Origin of the sequence: Cellvibrio sp. BR (genome assembly GCF_000263355.1) — a bacterium.
Classification (GTDB): domain Bacteria; phylum Pseudomonadota; class Gammaproteobacteria; order Pseudomonadales; family Cellvibrionaceae; genus Cellvibrio.
In genome coordinates, this window is the sequence record NZ_JH668203.1 from 87,035 (window position 1) to 105,946 (window position 18,912).

Annotated in this window: 15 protein-coding genes; 9 read left to right on the plus strand and 6 right to left on the minus strand. The window is 47.8% G+C overall.

Features of this window, described 5'->3' with window-relative positions:
- Window positions 1-10: 10 nt before the first annotated feature.
- Window positions 11-553, minus strand: coding sequence for a PEP-CTERM sorting domain-containing protein (locus O59_RS13580; protein ID WP_007643694.1), 543 nt, complete (start codon window positions 551-553; stop codon window positions 11-13).
- 456 nt (window positions 554-1,009) lie between these two features.
- On the opposite strand from O59_RS13580, the gene O59_RS13585 reads away from it, so the two are divergent.
- Window positions 1,010-2,668, plus strand: a complete 1,659-nt coding sequence (locus O59_RS13585; RefSeq protein WP_007643697.1) for a glycoside hydrolase 43 family protein — start codon at window positions 1,010-1,012, stop codon at window positions 2,666-2,668.
- Window positions 2,669-2,745: 77 nt separating this feature from the next.
- Here the strand turns inward: O59_RS13585 and O59_RS13590 are convergent, their stop codons facing one another.
- Both O59_RS13590 and O59_RS13595 read right to left on the minus strand, forming a co-directional pair.
- Window positions 2,746-3,741 (minus strand): sensor domain-containing diguanylate cyclase, encoded by a 996-nt coding sequence (locus O59_RS13590; RefSeq protein WP_007643699.1) that lies wholly within the window; start codon window positions 3,739-3,741, stop codon window positions 2,746-2,748.
- An 89-nt stretch (window positions 3,742-3,830) separates the two neighbouring features.
- Window positions 3,831-4,403, minus strand: coding sequence for a nitroreductase family protein (locus O59_RS13595; protein WP_040392708.1), 573 nt, complete (start codon window positions 4,401-4,403; stop codon window positions 3,831-3,833).
- Between the two features lie 250 nt (window positions 4,404-4,653).
- Between O59_RS13595 and O59_RS13600 the strand changes: the two genes are divergently transcribed.
- Both O59_RS13600 and clsB read left to right on the plus strand, forming a co-directional pair.
- On the plus strand, window positions 4,654-5,460 hold the full coding sequence (locus O59_RS13600; protein WP_007643702.1) for an endonuclease/exonuclease/phosphatase family protein: 807 nt from the start codon (window positions 4,654-4,656) through the stop codon (window positions 5,458-5,460).
- Complete coding sequence (gene clsB, locus O59_RS13605; RefSeq protein WP_007643707.1) at window positions 5,457-6,680, plus strand: cardiolipin synthase ClsB; 1,224 nt, start codon at window positions 5,457-5,459, stop codon at window positions 6,678-6,680. Before O59_RS13600 ends, clsB begins: the two co-directional genes overlap by 4 nt.
- Window positions 6,681-6,695: 15 nt before the next feature.
- On the opposite strand, the gene O59_RS13610 is transcribed toward clsB, so the two are convergent.
- Complete coding sequence (locus O59_RS13610; RefSeq protein ID WP_007643708.1) at window positions 6,696-6,971, minus strand: helix-turn-helix domain-containing protein; 276 nt, start codon at window positions 6,969-6,971, stop codon at window positions 6,696-6,698.
- 76 nt (window positions 6,972-7,047) lie between these two features.
- A complete protein-coding gene (locus O59_RS13615) occupies window positions 7,048-8,124 on the minus strand; it encodes an alkene reductase (RefSeq protein ID WP_040392713.1) in 1,077 nt (358 codons plus the stop codon).
- Window positions 8,125-8,275: 151 nt separating this feature from the next.
- Between O59_RS13615 and corA the strand changes: the two genes are divergently transcribed.
- On the plus strand, window positions 8,276-9,241 hold the full coding sequence (gene corA, locus O59_RS13620) for a magnesium/cobalt transporter CorA (protein ID WP_007643712.1): 966 nt from the start codon (window positions 8,276-8,278) through the stop codon (window positions 9,239-9,241).
- Window positions 9,242-9,290: 49 nt separating this feature from the next.
- Here the strand turns inward: corA and O59_RS13625 are convergent, their stop codons facing one another.
- On the minus strand, window positions 9,291-11,024 hold the full coding sequence (locus O59_RS13625; RefSeq protein WP_007643713.1) for a pentapeptide repeat-containing protein: 1,734 nt from the start codon (window positions 11,022-11,024) through the stop codon (window positions 9,291-9,293).
- Between the two features lie 328 nt (window positions 11,025-11,352).
- Here O59_RS13625 and ettA point away from each other — a divergent pair, with 328 nt between their 5' ends.
- The 5 genes from ettA (at window position 11,353) to O59_RS13650 (ending at window position 18,822) form a co-directional block, all read left to right on the plus strand.
- On the plus strand, window positions 11,353-13,017 hold the full coding sequence (gene ettA / locus O59_RS13630) for an energy-dependent translational throttle protein EttA (protein WP_040392715.1): 1,665 nt from the start codon (window positions 11,353-11,355) through the stop codon (window positions 13,015-13,017).
- Window positions 13,018-13,134: 117 nt separating this feature from the next.
- Window positions 13,135-14,580, plus strand: a complete 1,446-nt coding sequence (gene nhaD / locus O59_RS13635; protein ID WP_007643716.1) for a sodium:proton antiporter NhaD — start codon at window positions 13,135-13,137, stop codon at window positions 14,578-14,580.
- Between the two features lie 350 nt (window positions 14,581-14,930).
- Complete coding sequence (locus O59_RS13640; protein WP_007643720.1) at window positions 14,931-15,962, plus strand: nucleoside hydrolase; 1,032 nt, start codon at window positions 14,931-14,933, stop codon at window positions 15,960-15,962.
- 71 nt (window positions 15,963-16,033) lie between these two features.
- Window positions 16,034-17,398, plus strand: a complete 1,365-nt coding sequence (locus O59_RS13645) for a hypothetical protein (RefSeq protein WP_007643722.1) — start codon at window positions 16,034-16,036, stop codon at window positions 17,396-17,398.
- Window positions 17,398-18,822 carry a hypothetical protein gene (locus O59_RS13650; RefSeq protein ID WP_007643724.1) on the plus strand — a complete coding sequence of 475 codons (1,425 nt, stop codon included), beginning with the start codon at window positions 17,398-17,400 and terminating at the stop codon, window positions 18,820-18,822. The genes O59_RS13645 and O59_RS13650 overlap by 1 nt, the downstream gene beginning before the upstream one ends.
- Window positions 18,823-18,912: the final 90 nt, after the last annotated feature.

Below are 18,912 nucleotides of genomic sequence, written 5' to 3' on the forward strand. Positions count from 1 at the left end.
AGGGCCATAATTAAACGATGGCTGTGACTGGCTGTTTAGTTTTTCTGGTAAACGCCAGTGCCATACAGCCAAGCAATAACAGCAACACCGTGGAAGATTCAGGAACAGCCTGGGTCACAACGCGTGTTTGGCCTTTGCCAAGCGGATTAAAATCAGCGTCATAGACTAAAAAATCGAGCGCACCCGGTGCGTCAAAACCTGCGTAACTAAATGCAATTTTGAAACCGGACAGTGCATCGCCAAATGCTAGACCGGCGAATGAATAACTATCCAAAAAACCATCACCCAATAGCGCATCTGGCTGCACCACCAAACTATCCCAAGTGAAAGGGCTGGCAACAATTGTCAGATCGGCAAAAAGCTCGGGGGCAAAAAATACCGTGAATTCATGAATGAATTGATCGGGCTGATCATTGTGAATCGTTAAATCCATCGTCCACAGATTGCTATCCACTTGTTCATAACGTGTATCGATCACGACCGCATTGCTCTGCATAGCCAACAAGATCACACACAGCGCGAACAGATATTTACAGGGATTATTAATAGTCATTTTCCTTACCTCAAAGTTAACGTTGTTATTAGTCGCACCGGAAATTTGAAAAAAACCTGACCCTCAAGCGCTGATTGGCCTGATTAACATGCCGGCCTACTGCTGCCGGGTTGAGGGAAACTGGCTTTTATCAGCCTGATGGTGCCATTGGGGCGGTTGATCCCTCACCTGAGGTGCGGAAACAGCCAGGTAATACCGAAAATAACCTTTGCCTAACTCAAAACTGCTTATTGTTTTTATCTCTCACCACATATGGTTAGTTAAACCATATGACATTATGGTAATTGTGACCATAATTTATATCTAGTATGCTAAGTCGAAATAGCAAAGGATTTTGTCGTCAGATTCATCAAAAGACCCGAAATAATAGAGAGGGCAACAACCAACACTTTTACATACGGATAATGTTTTTATCGGCAAAAAAACCCCAAAGATAAAACCACAAAAGGTAAACCGATGAACAAATCGCTTATTCAGCGCCTCGCTTTTTATACCAGTTGCCTGTTAACGGCTGGCCTGCTCGGCTGCAACACAACGGCTACAAACACTCTGACCTCTGCAGCCAACTCGCCCTGGCAGGCGGATTTAGGCAATGGTTTTTACAAAAATCCGCTGATTCATGCCGATTATTCCGACCCTGATGTGATTCGGGTCGGCAAGCGCTATTACATGACCTCCTCCAGCTTTAACAACTCTCCGGGGCTGCCACTACTGCAATCGGAGGACATGGTGAATTGGGAGTTGGTGGGCCACGCCCTGCCCCAACAAGTGCCAGCCGAGGTATTTGCCAAACCACAACATGGCAAAGGCGTGTGGGCGCCCTGTTTGCGTTATCACAACAATAAATTCTGGATTTTTTACCCAGATCCGGATTTTGGTATTTACGTCATGACTGCGGAGAATTTTGCAGGCCCCTGGAGCGCACCGCATTTGTTGTTGGCAGGCAAAGGGATTATCGACCCCACCCCACTCTGGGACGAGGATGGCAATGCCTACCTGATGCATGCCTGGGCTAAAAGTCGTGCAGGTATTAACAATATGCTGACACTACGCAAAATGTCGCCCGATGGAAAAACCTTGTTGGATGACAAAGGTGAAGTAGTGATTGATGGCAATAAAATTCCCGGCTACATAACGCTGGAGGGACCAAAATTGTATAAACACAATGGCTACTACTATGTGTTTGCGCCATCAGGTGGTGTGGAGCATGGCTGGCAATCCGTATTTCGCGCAAAAAATATTAATGGCCCCTATGAACACAGAACCGTATTGGAACAGGGTTATACCTCAGTGAATGGCCCCCACCAGGGCGCTTGGGTACAAACGCCAGAAGGTAGCGATTGGTTTTTTCATTTTCAGGAACTGCGCGTCTATGGTCGCATAGTGCACTTACAACCCATGCACTGGGTAAACGATTGGCCGGTAATTGGCAAAGATGCGGATAACAACGGCACCGGCATGCCGGTACTGCGCCATAAAAAGCCCATCGCCGGAAACTTTGCGATTAAAAACCCCGCAACTACCGATGAATTTTCCAGTGAGCAACTCGGGTTTCAGTGGCAATGGAACGCTAACTGGAAAAGTGATTGGTATTCATTAAGCGCCAACAAAGGTTCCTTGCGTTTATACGCCGTAAATGATGAAGGCTACAGGCAGCAGCAAAACCTGTGGCATACACCATCACTCTTGTTACAAAAATTACCCGCCGATGAATTTGTAGTTGAAACCAAACTTGCATTGGAAAATTTAGCCGTTGGCGATACTGCCGGTTTGATTGTTTATGGTTTTGATTACCAGTGGCTTGGTATTAAAAAAACAGAAGCAGGACAAGAACTCATCTTAATGAACTGCACCAACGCCGAAGCTAATTGCAAAGAAACTCTGCTATCCCGCACCACTTACAAATCAGCGAAAATTTACTTGCGTATGACGCTTGAGCGCGGTGGTGTAGTGCAATTTTCCTACGGGGAAACTGCTAACTCCATAAAAAATATAGGCGAAACCTTTACCGCCATCCGCGGCCGCTGGGTAGGTGCACAAATGGGCCTGTTTACCTTAGGAAAAGCTAAGAGCTCGTTTGTGGATGTGGATTATTTCAGGGTGAAAGCGTTGTAGGTTCGTTAATTTTTACACCATAAAAAAACGCCATTAGAGAGAAGCTTTGATGGCGTTTTTATGATGAAAAAGAAAGATTAATCTGGCTGATAAATACTAATGGCATCGCGGCCACTGGCTTTGCTCATGTAAAGTGCTTCGTCCGCAAAGCGGATTAATTCTTCCGGGGCGCCATGGCGTGAACAGGCGATACCGATACTGAGCGAACAGGCGCGCTGTAATTTATTACTGTGAAGTTTTACGTAACCACTCAAACGCTCTGCCAATAACTTTAACCCATCGCTGTCGGTATTCAGGGCGGCAAGAATAAATTCATCACCGCCGACACGACAAGGGATGTCAGTGCTGCGCGCGATATGTTTCAACCCGTCACTGACGATTTTGATAATTGTATCGCCAGTTTCGTGGCCAAATTCATCGTTGAATTGTTTAAAGTCGTCGATATCAATCATCATTACCGACAAGGGTTGTTTGTTGCGACGGCTCAGCTTGATGGCAAATTCGTAGCGATGCTGGAACGCGCGGCGATTGAGCAACCCCGTTAAGGGATCGGTATTGGCAAGCGTGGCAAGGTTTTCAATTTGATCGCGCAGCGAATCCACTTTTGCTTCCGCGTTGCGCGCATCTAGCATGAGTTTTAGTTGTAGCGCGAGGGCGTCGGCAATATAACTGAGGCTTTCTATTTGATGGTTGCTCAGTTCAACTTTGTCATCGCTGGCACCGCACAGCGTACCAATCATTTGGTCGGCAATTTTAATCGGGAGCACCACAAAACTTTGCATCCCCAGAAGCGCTCCACCACTTTCGGGGAACCGTACTTGCACTTCCGCCGTTGCGGTAAGCTGTTCAGAGAGCATGAGCTGGCACATAGAGTCAGTCCAGGCGACCTGCGAACCTGACTCTACTTGCAAACTGCCCGTATTTTGGGCGAGCACCACAGTTTGCTGCTGCGCCTGCCAGTCAATGGTGGTTACAAAAGATGTTTTAAGCCCGGTGATATGGGTAATCAATTTCAGTAACGGGGTTGCCGCACTGATAAACGCATCTTGCTCTATTACTTCCAAACTGTTCATTAGTGGTGTCTCATAAACTCAACCCACAGTGTAGTGTAACTACGGGCAAAGGCAACAAAACACCACTGCTCACACTGGATTAAAAATGCTTATTTTGCCAGCCAGATTTCATCCAATTTTTTGCGCGGCGAAGGAACCTCTTTTGCACGCAACGGTTCGGGTAAAGCGTCTGTATTTCCGTGTTTGCCAATCACAAAAGCCATAATCACTTCCTCGCTGTTGTCATCCAACGTAAAGAATGTTTTTGCGGCGTCTTTGTGGATGCCTGCCATACCATGGCAATGCAAACCTTCCTGTTGGGCTTGCAATACCATACTCATCCACGCCGCACCCGAATCAAAAGCGCTATGGGCATTAGGTTTGCCGTTATGTTCAAAATTCTTTTTGGCAGCCAGAAAACCAATCACCGCTGCATCTTTAGCCCAGACTTGGTTGGCATCTACCAGCAATGCCAGATAATCGGCAAACGTCGAGTCGTTAGACGTGTAAAAGCGCCAGGGTTGAGCATTAAAACAGGAAGGGGCAAAACGCGCAGCATCAATAATGCGCGCAAGCACTTCAGGTTCGATACTGGTCTTGGTAAAAGCGCGTGGCGACCAGCGGTGTGAAAGCTGCTCCATAACCCCGGGTAGTGGATCGCGTAAGGAAAAATCAGTCGACATATAACATCCTCCCAGATTGAATACAGTGAATTAAACCAGAAGCTACGATACACGCAATCGACGATTGACGTATAGCCTTGTGATATACAAACCCGGAATAAGATTCCATTACTAGAAGCCCCACCAAGGATAAGAGAAATGCTATGTGCGCGAGCCAACAGAAAAACAATCCTCACAATGATAAAAATACCTCATGCCTCCAATTAAATGGAAACATAGCCAACCAACTAACACAGGTCTCAGCATTGCGATGCAGCCTATTGAACCGAAATCATCCTCCGCGGAAAAACAGCTAACCGAACTAATGCAAACCAAACCTGCTATACAAAAATTGCGCATTCTCACACTGAATATGCATAAAGGTTTTACGCCTTTTAACCGATTTATTTTACCGGAGTTACGTGAGGCGATACGCTCGCTATCCACTGAAATTGTGTTTCTCCAGGAAGTGCACGGTAGTCATAAACAACAAGCAAAGCGCCACGCTACTTGGCCCGAGACATCACAATATGAATATCTAGCAGACACTATTTGGCCAGAGTTTTCTTACGGACGTAACGCGGTATACCCGCATGGAGATCACGGCAACGCAATACTCAGCAAGTATCCCATCATTCGCTTCCAGAATCTGGATGTTTCAGTAGGCAAAATCGAGCAACGCGGGATTTTACATACAGTGTTGAAAGCTCCGGGCCACAATGAAGTACATGCAATTTGTGTACACATGGGGCTGCGCGAACACTACCGCACACAACAGTTACAGATGTTATGCAATTTGATTGAGCGTATCCCACCAACGGCACCTATAATTATCGCTGGCGATTTTAATGATTGGCGCAAGCGCGCCGACACCATTCTGGCGCGGTGCAACTTGTATGAAGCCTTCGTTAGTGAATATCAGCAACCCGCAAAAAGTTTTCCCGCACGTTGGCCGTTACTTTGCTTGGATAGGATTTATGTGCGTAATGTCACCACAAAAAATGCCCAGGTTCTATTTCAACGCCCCTGGTCCCACCTTTCCGACCACGCACCTTTGATGGTGGACATTCAGCTATGAAAAATAATTGGCGTGATGGTAATGACCTTACACTGCTTATTAACGGTGAGGAGTTTTTCCCGCGCGTCTTTGAAAGTCTACGAAACGCTCAGACAGAAATTTTGCTAGAAACTTTTATTATCAAAGATGACCCTATAGGCCAAACGCTTCAGCGGGAATTAATAGCGGCAGCGCAACGGGGAGTGAAAGTCGATATCACGATTGACGGTTATGGCAGTGGCGATTTAAGCGAGGATTTTACTGCGGCACTGATGGCGGCCGGGGTACGGTTACATATATTTAATCCGCAACCAAAACGCTGGGGAGTGCACCTGAACGTGTTCAGACGCTTGCATCGCAAACTCATTGTCATTGATCAGAAACTGGCATTTATTGGTGGAATCAATTTTTGTTTTGATCACATTAGCAACTCCGGCCCCGATGCCAAACAGGATTATGCCGTTGCAGTACAAGGCCCGGTAGTCGCAGACATTCACCAAACTTGTATGCACCTGTTAGTCACTGCTGCTGGCTACAACGAAAAAAACAACCCTATTCAACACACCACAACCACCGAGTCACCCGCTGCCGGTAGCCTACTTGCAATTGCTGCCGGTAGCGTACGTGCAATTGTAGTACAGCGTGATAATGCTCAACACCGCCGGGACATAGAACGGCAATATTTATTGGCTGCACGCACCGCGCAAAAGCGCCTGGTTATTGCCAATGCGTATTTTTTTCCCGGCTATAGATTATTGCGAGAATTGCGCCGGGCGGCGCGGCGCAAAGTAGAAGTGATTTTAATTTTGCAAGGCCAATCCGACGTTCCCTTGGCCTGTGCGTTGTCGCGTTTACTTTACAATTATTTATTGCGTGCAGACATCACAATCTATGAGTACTGCAAACGACAATTCCATGGCAAAGTAGCCGTTATGGATGAACACTGGGCTACGATTGGATCGAGCAATTTGGACCCGTTGAGCTTGTCATTAAATTTGGAAGCAAATCTTGTTATCGAAGATGAAGCGTTTAATCAACAGCTTTACCAAAACCTCATCACCCTCGCTGAACACAGTTGTGAAAAGTTAACACTAAAAAACACCTTGCGTGGCTTGTGGTGGCGAGCACCACTGATTTTTTTGAGCTTTCATTTCTTGCGTAAATTTCCCACTATCCTTGGCTGGCTACCGGGGCACGCGCATCATTTACAACTCGCGACACGCGCCGAACCAAACCCTTAAGGATAGTTTTGAACTTTACGGATAGTTCAGAACTTTTTTAATGTGCTGGATATTCTCACCTACCCACACCGGATTCACAGCGCCCCAACTCTGAATGGAATAAACCCCGTGGGTATTTTGCAGTTGAATATCCAATTCATGAATCGCGGCGAAGGTATCTTGCGCTGTACGCCGAGGCATACCGGTAGCCGCGATAATGTTGGGTACAGTGTTAATACCCTGTTCCACCAGATACGCAACGTAAATCCGGCGATAAAAGCTGGTTTTGGTTTTGCTGTGTTCACTCATCATATTAAGCAATGTTAAAACTCCTGAAGAATTCAAAAGAACCCACTTGGTGCAGGCTCTTTTGATTTGATTACCTATATCAATCAGCCATCGTCGGGTAATCAGTATAACCGACAGCATCGGCGGTATAAAAAGTAGATGAGTCAGGTGCATTGAGCGATGCGCCCAATTTAAAGCGGGCAGGTAAATCCGGATTGGCAAGAAACGGAACACCGAATGCAATTGCATCTACTTTTCCCGCAGCAATGGCCGCCGCGGCTTCGTCGGCTGAATAGCCCATGTTGCCTACTAATACCCCTTTATAATGCTCGCGCGCCGGTGTCATAACATCACCTTGCTGCGCCTGAAAAAAATCACCGCGCATCATATGCAAATACCCGAGATTAAAATCATTCAAACGTTTTGCCAACCAGGTGGTAAGTGCGATGGGATCGCTGTCGATCATGCTGTTGTAACTATTGAGAGGCGACAAACGCAAACCAACCTGCTTGCTATCCCACACTTCGCACACAGCGGCAATCACTTCCAGCAGCAAACGTGCCCGATTCTCAATCGGTCCACCATAGGCACCGCTGCGTTTGTTCGAACCATCGCGCAGGAATTGATCCAACAAATAGCCATTAGCACCATGCACCTCTACGCCATCAAAACCGGCTGCTTTTGCATTGATCGCCGCTTGTTTAAACCCGGCAACAATCCCCGGCAATTCGTCATCCGTTAACGCGCGCGGTTCGGTATAGGGTAATTTACCTTCAGGCGTATGCACTTCATCCTCAATCGCAATAGCACTCGGCGCAACGGGTTGTTTTCCATCGTTAAGGGCGGGATGACAAGCGCGACCGCCATGCCATATTTGCAAGAAGATCCTGCCACCTTTGGCGTGAACCGCATCGGTCACTAAACGCCAACCATCAATCTGGGCCTGCGAGTGAACTCCCGGCTCTTGCCAAAAAGCCGAGTTTCCCTCCATCGCCATAGTGGCTTCGGCTATGATTAAACCGGCGCTAGCACGCTGGGCATAGTATTCAGCCATCAGTGCATTGGGCTGATGCTCAAGACCGGCGCGGCAACGAGTAAGGGGTGCCATCCAGACGCGATTAGGAAGTTCAAGGTTGCCCATCTTCAAGGGGCGAAAAAGGATTTCGATAGTGCTCATAAAAACTCCGGTTAGCAGGTTGTTGAATAAGTTGTAAGCGATTCGGTACGCTTAAGCTGATTGAAACGATCAACCTGAGCGGGATAAGGTGTTTTATCATTACCTTAACACCCAGTAATCAACTTCACGCATTTTTTACGGAGAATTGCACATGCTCATCAACTGCGTCGCTTATCAAGAGGGGAAAAAGCTTTGCAGTATTCCCGTCGAAGAAATAAGTGATTATGTGAAAAAAACCGACTGTTTTGTATGGGTAGCCTTAAAGGATGCAGAGCCTACGGAATTGCAACAAATGCAGCAGGAATTTTGCTTGCATGAACTAGCAGTAGAAGATGCCCATACAGGTCATCAACGTCCTAAAATTGAAGAGTATGGCGATTCATTGTTTGCGGTGATGCACACTGTGGAATTTGTTGACGGTGAATTAAATGTTGGCGAAGTGGATGTATTTGTCGGTGAAAATTATGTGCTTTCTACCCGCAACCGTACCCAACAAGGTTTTCTCGGGGTGCGCGCCCGTTGCGAGCGCGAGCAGCATCACCTTGTGCAGGGTTCGGCATTTGTATTTTATGCGTTGATGGATGCCGTAGTAGATCGCTACTTTCCGATAGTCGTCGCATTTGAAACCGAATTGGAAACGATTGAAGACCAAATATTTACCAAAGGCTCCCAACGTACCAACATCGAGCGGCTGTATGAATTAAAACGGAAAGTAACCATTTTAAAACACGCAGTGGCACCACTCATGGAAGCCGTAGGCAAATTGGATGGTGGACGAGTGCCGCCCATTGTTGCCAATACCAAAGATTATTTCCGCGATGTACACGATCACCTTTACCGTATCAATACGTCTATCGATGCCATCCGCGACACCATAGGCACTGCTATTCAGGTGAACTTATCCATGGTGAGCATCGACGAAAGTGAAGTAAATAAACGTCTCGCCGCCTGGGCCGCCATATTTGCAGTAGCCACTGCATTTGTAGGTATCTGGGGGATGAACTTTGAGCACATGCCGGAACTAAAATGGAAATACGGCTATCCGGTGTCATTGGGCATTGTCTCGGTAATTTGTGTGTACTTGTATTACCGGTTTAAAAAATCGGGCTGGCTGTAATAAAAAATCACCGCGCAAGGCGGTGATTTTTTCGACGAACAAGCTCATTTCAGCTTATAGCTTCCTGCAGGTTTTTAATCGCCTCAACGGCAAAGCACTCAATGTACTCACCCTGCGCAATTGCGCCTATGGATTTTTTCAAGGGTACACGACGTGGGGTAAATTCAAATAATTCACTGCGCTCGGCGTAGTGGCGCACGCGCTGGCTCACCAATACCTCGCCCGGTTCAGCCGCCGCTTCCATACGCGCCGCCATGCTCACAGCGACGCCTTCCAAATCGGGAATATCGGTCACTTCGTTGTGCACCACTAACACTTCACCCAACTCAACACCAATGCGCAGCTCAAAACCAGCGGCACGCAATACGTTGCGGATCATGCACGCGCAGGATAGACCGGCGGTGGCATTTTTAAAGGTGACGCGCAATGAGTCCCCCTCCATGTTCGGGTGACCGGCGGCAAATTTTTTCAGAATGGGTTTTACCAAACCGCGAAACAGCGACAACTTTTCCGAGAGTTCACCATCCGACCATTTGGAAAACCCTTTGAGATCCATAAACAAAATGGTGAGGTTGCGCACCTGCTCGTGTTCATGATCTACCGCCAATTCCAATAAGCGCGGCCAAAACTCTTCGCGAATCGCCGCAACTTTTTCTTTGAGTTGAAAATGTAACTGGGTATTGTTGCGCAACATTAGCTGCGCTAATTGAATACGCTCTGCTTCTGCCTGCAATTGGTTTTTTAATTCCGTGGGGTTATGACTTCCCACCTCCTCCACCACAAATTTAACCAGCGCGCCACCAGCCACATCACTGATGGATTTCAAACGCAAAATAGTACCCCAATGGACTGCCGCTAAATGCTCGATAAAAATAGGTAGCGTGGCGAGTTCATGATCCGCCAGGCGATAGGGGTAACGCAATTCAATAGTAATCGCCTCGGCAAAAATACGCTCAAATTCATGGGGCCGATAAGTTGTTTTTTGTTTTGCGGATTTATCCCAAAAACTGTGGGTGCAACGAATATTATTAATTACCCAATTGGCCATATTGGCGTTCCAGAGCTTGGCACCACTGAGCTGGGTATTAATTAATTTTGCTTTGGCTAAGTTTGCTTCGCGCAAATCGCAATTACTGAGATCGGCATTAGTAAAATCGACTTTGTTCAAATCCATCCCGCGTAAACTTACGCCGGCTAAATTGACTGATTTACATTGTGCGCCCGTTAAATTGGCATCTTGTAGATCGCAATCCTGTAAACAGGCACCAACCAACAAAGCACCGGATAAATCCGCACCGCGCAAATTGGCACCGGTTAAATCGGTGTTGGTTAAATCCACACGCGCCAACTGTTGGCCTTCCAAATTACTGCCAGCTAACGAAACATCGCGCAGCATTAAACCGCTAATGTCCTGACCGCGAAAATCAATGTGCTCTAAAGTGGCATTTGTGGTATTCGCAGTGAGCAAATTCGCAAGGCGCAACTGTGAATAACTTAAATCGCAGCGGGTTAAATTAGTCGCAATTAATTTTGCCTGGGAAAAATCATTGTGCTGCAACTGCGAGCTATCACAATTGGCCCAAATTAAGTCCGCCTGTTTAAACACGCAGTGGGTAATGGTGGCATTGCGTAACGACACTTTGGAAAGGTCGTAATGGCTCAAATCCATTGCTGTTAATTCAATACCGTCTAAATTGATGGTGGCTGGTGCGCCTTTTTTGCGCCACTGGTTCCAGGCGCTCGCGCCCTGTCTCAGTTCATGTAGTATCCGTTCTTGATTCATGTATTCCGTCTGGATCGTCTGTAGATGGTGGATGTTATGGCGCGTTCAGTGTGAAAGCACGAGGCTCACAACAGGCGCTCTGGATTAATTATCAGGTACTGCAGGCTGGGCATTTTACGTTCAATTGCCCTACAGAGTCATGTACTTGTATACACCCACTAACCCAAGGCGTTAGCAACTGTACAACTCCCCCCACAACCAGCATCCAATCGGGCGTTTTCCGGGGAATGCTTTAACTCGGGGGAGGCTTTCTTTATAGTACGCCCGCTGAAAAAATTCTCCCGTTATTGGCCCTGGCCGATGACTTTTTCTACCGAGGTTTAGCCCCATGGCTCAATACGTATACAGCATGCACCGGCTTGGCAAAGTTGTGCCGCCCAAGCGTGAAATTTTGAAAGACATCTCCCTGTCATTTTTCCCCGGCGCCAAAATCGGTGTGCTCGGCCTGAACGGCTCGGGAAAATCTACCCTGCTGCGCATTATGGCGGGTGTGGATCAGGATTTTAACGGCGAAGCCCGCCCTATGCCGGGCATCAAAATCGGCTACTTGCCGCAGGAACCGCAGCTAGACCCAGCCAAAGACGTGCTGGGCAACGTGCAGGACGGTGTGCGCGAAGCGGTAGATGCGCTGGCAGAGCTGGATGCCATCTACGCCGCCTACGCCGAACCCGATGCCGACTTTGATGAACTCGCCAAAAAGCAAGCCAAGTGCGAAGACATCATCCAAGCGTGGGATGCGCACAACCTGCAGCACACGTTGGAAGTTGCGGCCGATGCATTGCGCCTGCCGCCGTGGGATGCAGACGTGACCGTCCTCTCCGGTGGTGAACGTCGCCGTGTGGCGCTCTGCCGCCTCTTGCTGTCGCGCCCCGACATGCTCTTGCTCGACGAACCCACCAACCACTTGGATGCTGAATCCGTTTACTGGTTGGAACAATTCCTTCACAGCTTCGCTGGCACCGTAGTGGCCATTACCCACGACCGCTACTTCCTCGATAACGCCGCCGGTTGGATTCTGGAACTCGACCGCGGCCACGGCATTCCCTACGAGGGCAACTACACCAGTTGGCTGGAACAGAAAGATGCCCGTTTAGAGCAGGAGCAACGTGCGGAAGCTGCGCACCAGAAAGCCCTGAAAACCGAATTGGAATGGGTACGCCAAAACCCCAAAGGCCGCCAAGCCAAGAGCAAGGCGCGTCTGGCGCGTTTTGATGAATTGCAATCGCAAGAATTCCAGGCCCGTAACGAAACCAACGAGATCTACATTCCGCCGGGTGAGCGTTTGGGCGACAAAGTCATCGTGCTGGAAAACGTGAGCAAGGGTTATGGCGATCGCCTGCTGATTGACAACCTGTCACTGAGCATCCCTAAGGGTGCTGTGGTGGGTATTGTCGGCGGTAACGGTGCGGGTAAATCTACCCTGTTCCGTATGATTGCAGGCACTGAAAAACCCGATAGCGGTACTGTGACTATTGGCGACACCGTAAAAGTGGCCTACGTAGAACAGAGCCGCGAAAACCTGGACGATAAAAAATCGGTATGGGAAGCGGTATCCGACGGTTTGGATATTTTGAAAATCGGCAACTACGAAGTTAGCTCGCGCTCCTACTTGGGTCGCTTTAACTTCAAGGGTGGCGATCAACAAAAACGTGTGGGTGAGCTCTCCGGTGGTGAGCGCGGCCGCTTGCACCTGGCCAATACCTTGAAACAAGGCGCCAACGTACTCTTGCTCGACGAACCGTCAAACGATTTGGATATCGAAACCCTGCGCGCGCTGGAAGATGCGATCCTCGCCTTCCCCGGCTGCGTATTGGTGATCTCGCATGACCGCTGGTTCCTCGATCGTATCGCAACGCATATCCTCGCTTACGAAGGTGATTCCGATATTGTTTTCTTTGAAGGCAACTACACGGAATACCACGAGGATTTCGTCAAACGTAAGGGGCATGATTCACAGCCGAAGCGGATGAAGTACAAACCGCTCAAGGCGTAAAAAGAAAGCAAAAGGCAGCCGTAAAAAGCTGCCTTTTTTTTCGCCTGTGTCACACTCCACCAAACCTGCACGCTCAATAAATACAACGACAATCACCACAACACTTGGGGAGTTTCCATGATCCAACAACGCCTGTTAATGATGCTACTGCTACTTGGCTGGTGCGCTGCGGCCAACGCCGAATCTGCCGGGTTAAACCTGACCAATACCTTTGCGGGCTGGTTCTGTGTGGGGCTCTTTGTAATAGCCTATGCATTTGTGATGCTCGAAGAGAAGTTCCACCTGCGCAAATCCAAACCGGTACTGGCAGCAGCGGGCATCATTTGGGTGATTATTGGTTGGATCTACACCCAACACGAACAGTCTGCCCTGGCTGAAGCCGCGTTTCGACACACCTTGCTGGAATTCGCAGAGTTGATGTTATTTCTGCTGGTAGCCATGACCTACATTAACGCCATGGATGAGCGCGGACTATTTAATGCACTGCGCGGTTGGATGATTAAAAAAGGCTTCACCTACAGACAGCTCTTTTGGATCACTGGCCTAATGGCGTTTTTCATCTCCCCCATTGCCGATAACCTCACCACTGCGTTATTGATGTGTGCAGTAGTATTAAAAATTGCTGAAAACGAAAAAGCGTTTATCAACATGTGCTGCGTCAATATTATTGTCGCCGCCAATGCAGGTGGCGCGTTTAGTCCTTTTGGTGACATAACCACATTGATGGTTTGGCAGGCCGGTAAAGTGGACTTTTTTACCTTCTTTAATTTGTTCATTCCATCGCTGGTAAATTTTATTGTACCCGCAGCGATTATGAGTTTTTTCATTAAAAACAAACCCTCACACAAGGATGCAGAAGATCTATTTTTAGAAACCCTCACTTACAAAGAGGGTGCGTTTCCAATCCTTTTTTTATTCCTTGCTACTATCGCCAGCGCGGTTCTTGGTCATGTAATCATTCACATGCCGCCGGTATTGGGCATGATGTTGGGTTTAGCCTATTTAAAAATCTATGGTTTCTATTTACGCAAAAAAGGCATAGTGGATTTAAAAAATGCCGAACAAATGCATACCGACTTTATGCCCAACAAAGATGAAAACCCCATCACCAAAGTGCCACTGCCGTTTGATGTATTTCAACCTTTGGCGCGCCTGGAGTGGGACACACTGCTATTTTTCTACGGCGTGATTATGTGTGTGGGCGGTTTGGGTTTTATGGGTTATTTAACCTTGCTGTCCGAATCGCTCTACGGCAATTTCAGCCACACCGTATCCAACGTAAGTTTGGGTTTGATCTCAGCGGTTATCGACAATATCCCGGTGATGTACGCCGTATTAACCATGGCCCCCGATTTCTCTCAAGGCCAATGGCTGTTAATTACCCTCACCACCGGTGTCGGCGGCAGTATGCTATCAATCGGTTCGGCGGCGGGCGTGGCACTCATGGGTCAAGCTCGCGGCTATTACAGCTTCCTCGGCCATTTGAAATGGACACCTGTAGTAGTGCTCGGTTACTTCACCAGCATTTATGTACACATTTGGTTAAATGCTGCGCTGATGTAAATAAACACGCCACACGAAAAAATAAAAAACTAACCGCAACGCAGATTAGCATTACTAATCTGCGTTTTTTTATTCGCACAAATGTGATTTGCCATCTACATTCATCCCGGTGCGGCAATATTTTTGCTGCACTGCATAAACGATGCACAGTGTCGGCAAATTCAACCGCCAGCTTGTACATCCGTAATATCGCGTAATACCCACTGGATTATCACGCCAGATATTATGATCAGTGATTACTCATTGTTTGATTTTTATTATTCAACGAGTAATCGATTCACCGCTAAACAGGGAGTTGATAACTATGCGGAACCTTCTAAAAAAACTTGCAACCAAAATAAGGATTCGTTATGAAAAACCTCACACCACCCACCCAAGTATTAATTGATACCGACGCCGATTTTGATGATTACCTGGCGATGTTGTATTTACTCAAACATCCCGCCATTCAAGTTACTGGCATTACCGTCACCGGCACTGGCGACGTGCATTTAACACCCGGCGTGCGCAATGTTAGCAATATGCTCACCTTGCTTGATGATCCCGCTGCACTAAAAATTCCTGTTGCACGCGGCGCACAAGCGCCGATGATTTACAGCAACACCTTTCCCGGCAGTGACCGCACCGCAGCCAACGAACATTACAACGCCGAATTTCCTGCCACTAATCCAACGCCTACTATTGATTGCGCACAAACTTTTTTGCGAGAGTATTTTATTAATAGCACTACCCCCACCACGATATTGTGTATTGGTGGCGGCTCCAATTATGGGAAGCTATTTGAATCAGCCAAAAGCGATCCACAATTGCGCGCGGCGCTGCAGAAAAATATCACTCGGATTGTGATGATGGGCGGAAATTTATTACCAGAATTTACCCCTCCCGGTTTTGAAGGTGCACAGGGAAACATCCAGGCCACCATGCAACCCACGCCCTACTACACCAACAAAGTAGCGGAGTGGAATATTTTTGTGGATGTACGTGGCGCCGAAGAAATTTTTGCCAGTGGTATTCCCATCACCCTGGTTGCCTTAAACGCAACCCAACAAGTGCCAATTACCGATGCGTTTGTTGCACAAATAAAACAAATCAATAACCCCGCCACCAACTTTCTCTACGCCGTATTAACCAGCAGCACTATTAAAGGTGGTATAGGAAAATATCTGGATTTTTGGGACCCTCTCGCCGCTTGTGTATTAACCACACCTTCGCTGGTCACGACACAAACCTTGTCGCTGCGCGTTGAGCAACAACTCAATGAGGAAGACGATAAGTCCGGCATGATCATTGTAGACAACCAGAGCGGCCATCCGCTTGACGTTGCACTCAGCGCCAACGCCGATGCGGTGTACAACACCTATTTGGAAATTATCGCGCGCTAAAAATCCTGATCATTCTTATCCAAATATTTTAATGACTAGCGAATATTTTTATTATCAATAAGGACCGTGTTATGAAACGTACTTTATTTGCACTGGCCTGCATTTTTGCAGCCAATACCACTCTCGCCGAAAACGCCAAAACCGAAGCCTATCGCGATGCTGCCATTTCCGCGCCAAAAGACTGGCAAGGCCCTAAATTTAGCCTGAGCCACAATTATCCCAAACAGCAACCTGCGCCGTGCACTGCCACTGAATGCCCCTGGCTTGCGATTGATTTAAATATGCAAACCGATTTTTCCGCCGCCGGTGTGCCCTCCTGGGAAAAAAATTCGGTATATAACCAATACATCATGAGTATTTTAAATTATGTGAAACAAGGTCAAACTCTAGACCTGAATAATGCAGAAGGTTTAAAGACTCAGGTCGATGGCAAAGATAAATGGTTTCACATTCCCTGGATGGCATTTGACCAACACACCGGACGCGAATTTGTGCACGGCTTAACCAATGAACGCACTGCAGTAATCAGCGATTTTTACGGCGAAGAGCGTCAGGGTTTACACGGGCTGCCCAATGCCAAAACGGGAACTCAAGCCGGTTTTGAAACCTGGGCGGTCGGGATGTACAACAACTATGGCGGCTACACCATCGGCCAAAGTTGGAGTAAAAAAGGCACGCCCAATATCGAAACCATTAATGGTATTACCTCCACTAAAGGCATGCCGTTTATGCAAGGCACTGTGGTAGTGAAATTTTTATTTACCACTGCCACGCCAACAGATGTTCCCTATTTAACGGGCAGCCCTGCATGGCAGGCAGATCGCCACGTAGAAACCAACCACAAATTTTCCTGTGAACGTAAAGTGCAAGAAGTGCGTTTGGTGCAGGTGGATGTAGCAGTAGTAGATGAACGCTCACCCAGCCGCTGGGTGTATGGCACCTTTGCCTATATCAACGGCCCAGGTAAAACAGTGTGGGACAATTTACAACCAGTTGGTTTGCAATGGGGTATGGATCCTTGGACATTCCCCGCCGTACCGAAAGCGGAATCCATTGCACCACGCCAGAGTGTGTTGAATGAATCCATTAGCGCCTTTGAACATTTTGGTTGCAATGGTCGCCTCGCTGGCCCAGTAGATAACAAACTCAGTTCCTGCATGTCCTGTCACGGTGGCGCTTTTGCTAACACCGCAGGTAATACTTTTGCCACTGGCGCTTACGGCCCACCTATTTTTGGTTTCCCTGGCATCTGTGAGCAATACAGTCAGGACAATGTAGAATATTTCCAAACCATTCAATTTCCACAGGGTTATACCGGTGGCAATTATCCAGACGCCATGAACCTGGACACCTCACTGCAAATGCAAATCGCACTGCAAGAGTGGTCACTGTTTAAAGCAAAAGGCAAAGCTGCTGCTGCCTGTGAGGTGCAATAATGAAAAAATTATTATTGGCAGTTAGTGTCTTAGCCATTGTTACTGGCAGTGCAATCGCACAGGAAAATATTTATAAAAATCTGCAACCCACCATTAGCGGCACACCACTCAATGAAGTGCCAGCGCAGCCTTTTGCGGCATCAGGTGTAGTGAAGCGCCCCTTCTTTGATTATTTTAATTGGCAAAATTTTATTGCGTTAATGTGGCCCAGCAAGGTGCAATCCCACGGCATTCCCTACAAACCGCAGGATGCAAAAGTCTTTGGTAAATACACGAAAGATTTACAACCAGTGTGGCTGGGGTGGAAATCGGCGTTTGATTTATTCCCGCAAAATGGTGATAAACCTATCGCTTGGGAACAAAACAATGGCACCGCCGTCTGTCGTAATATTAAGGCGGGTGACACTCGTCCGGTATTAATTACCGGCTCAAAATTTACCTCAGTAGCAGACGAACTGGATCAAGCTTTTGGCGGCCCGCTGCCGGATCAAACCGGTTTATTTACGCGCTATGAAGTGCGCATGAATAAAGTGGAATACGATTTTGTGCGCAGCAATGGCTATTACAACAAAAGTAACTGGCCAGCCGATGGCATTACCCTGCCCGCTGGCAATGGTGAAGAGGTTGCAGGTGTAATAGAAGTTAAAGCGGCCTGGCGGGATTTACGCAAAGTGGATAAAAAATTCCACTCGCGTTTTTTCACCTTGGAAAATGCGCTGGTTTCCATTCCAAACACCTGTACCGACAAACCCAACAGCATGATTGTGTGCGACTGCGAACCGACTACTGTTGGTCTGGTAGGCTTTCACATAGCACAAAAAACACCGGATTTTCCGCAGTGGGTTTGGGCTACTTTTGAACAGGTGGATAATTTGGGCGAGGACGCAAGCACACCCAAGGACATGCAACCCTCTTATTACGATCCGGAGCTTTATAGAAAGTATCCGCATGTATTGCGCGCAAATCCGGCGGCACACCCCGGCTCCAATCGCGTGCCTGAGGCTACAGATTTTAATCCCGAACCAATTAACGTTGTGCGTTTAAGCCAAATTCCCGATACGCCCAAACCCGCCGCCGGTGAACAGGATTACTCCACCACTGGCATGAACAACATGTATCGCGAAATGCTCAAAGGCACTGTGTGGGAGCACTATCAACTGATTGGCAGCCAATGGCCGCAATTGCCCTCTATTTCACCCAAAACCCCTACCGATGGCGATTTTGGCTGTGAGGATGGCACCGAAGTACAAGCCGGTGGCATGCCTTTCCCGCAATGCCAATTGGCGAACGTGACAATGGAAACCTATCACCAATACGACAGCTGCATGAACTGCCACCAAGGTGCACAACGCGCCGGTGCAGATTTCAGCTGGCTACTCGCCACACGTGCTTATATAGAGCCTACCGGCGAACTTAAAAAATAATTTCATCCACTAACACACAATACTGACTGCTACTTATGAGTCAGTATTGTGTGGCTTTTAATAAGTACTTGCATAAATAATCCTCACGAG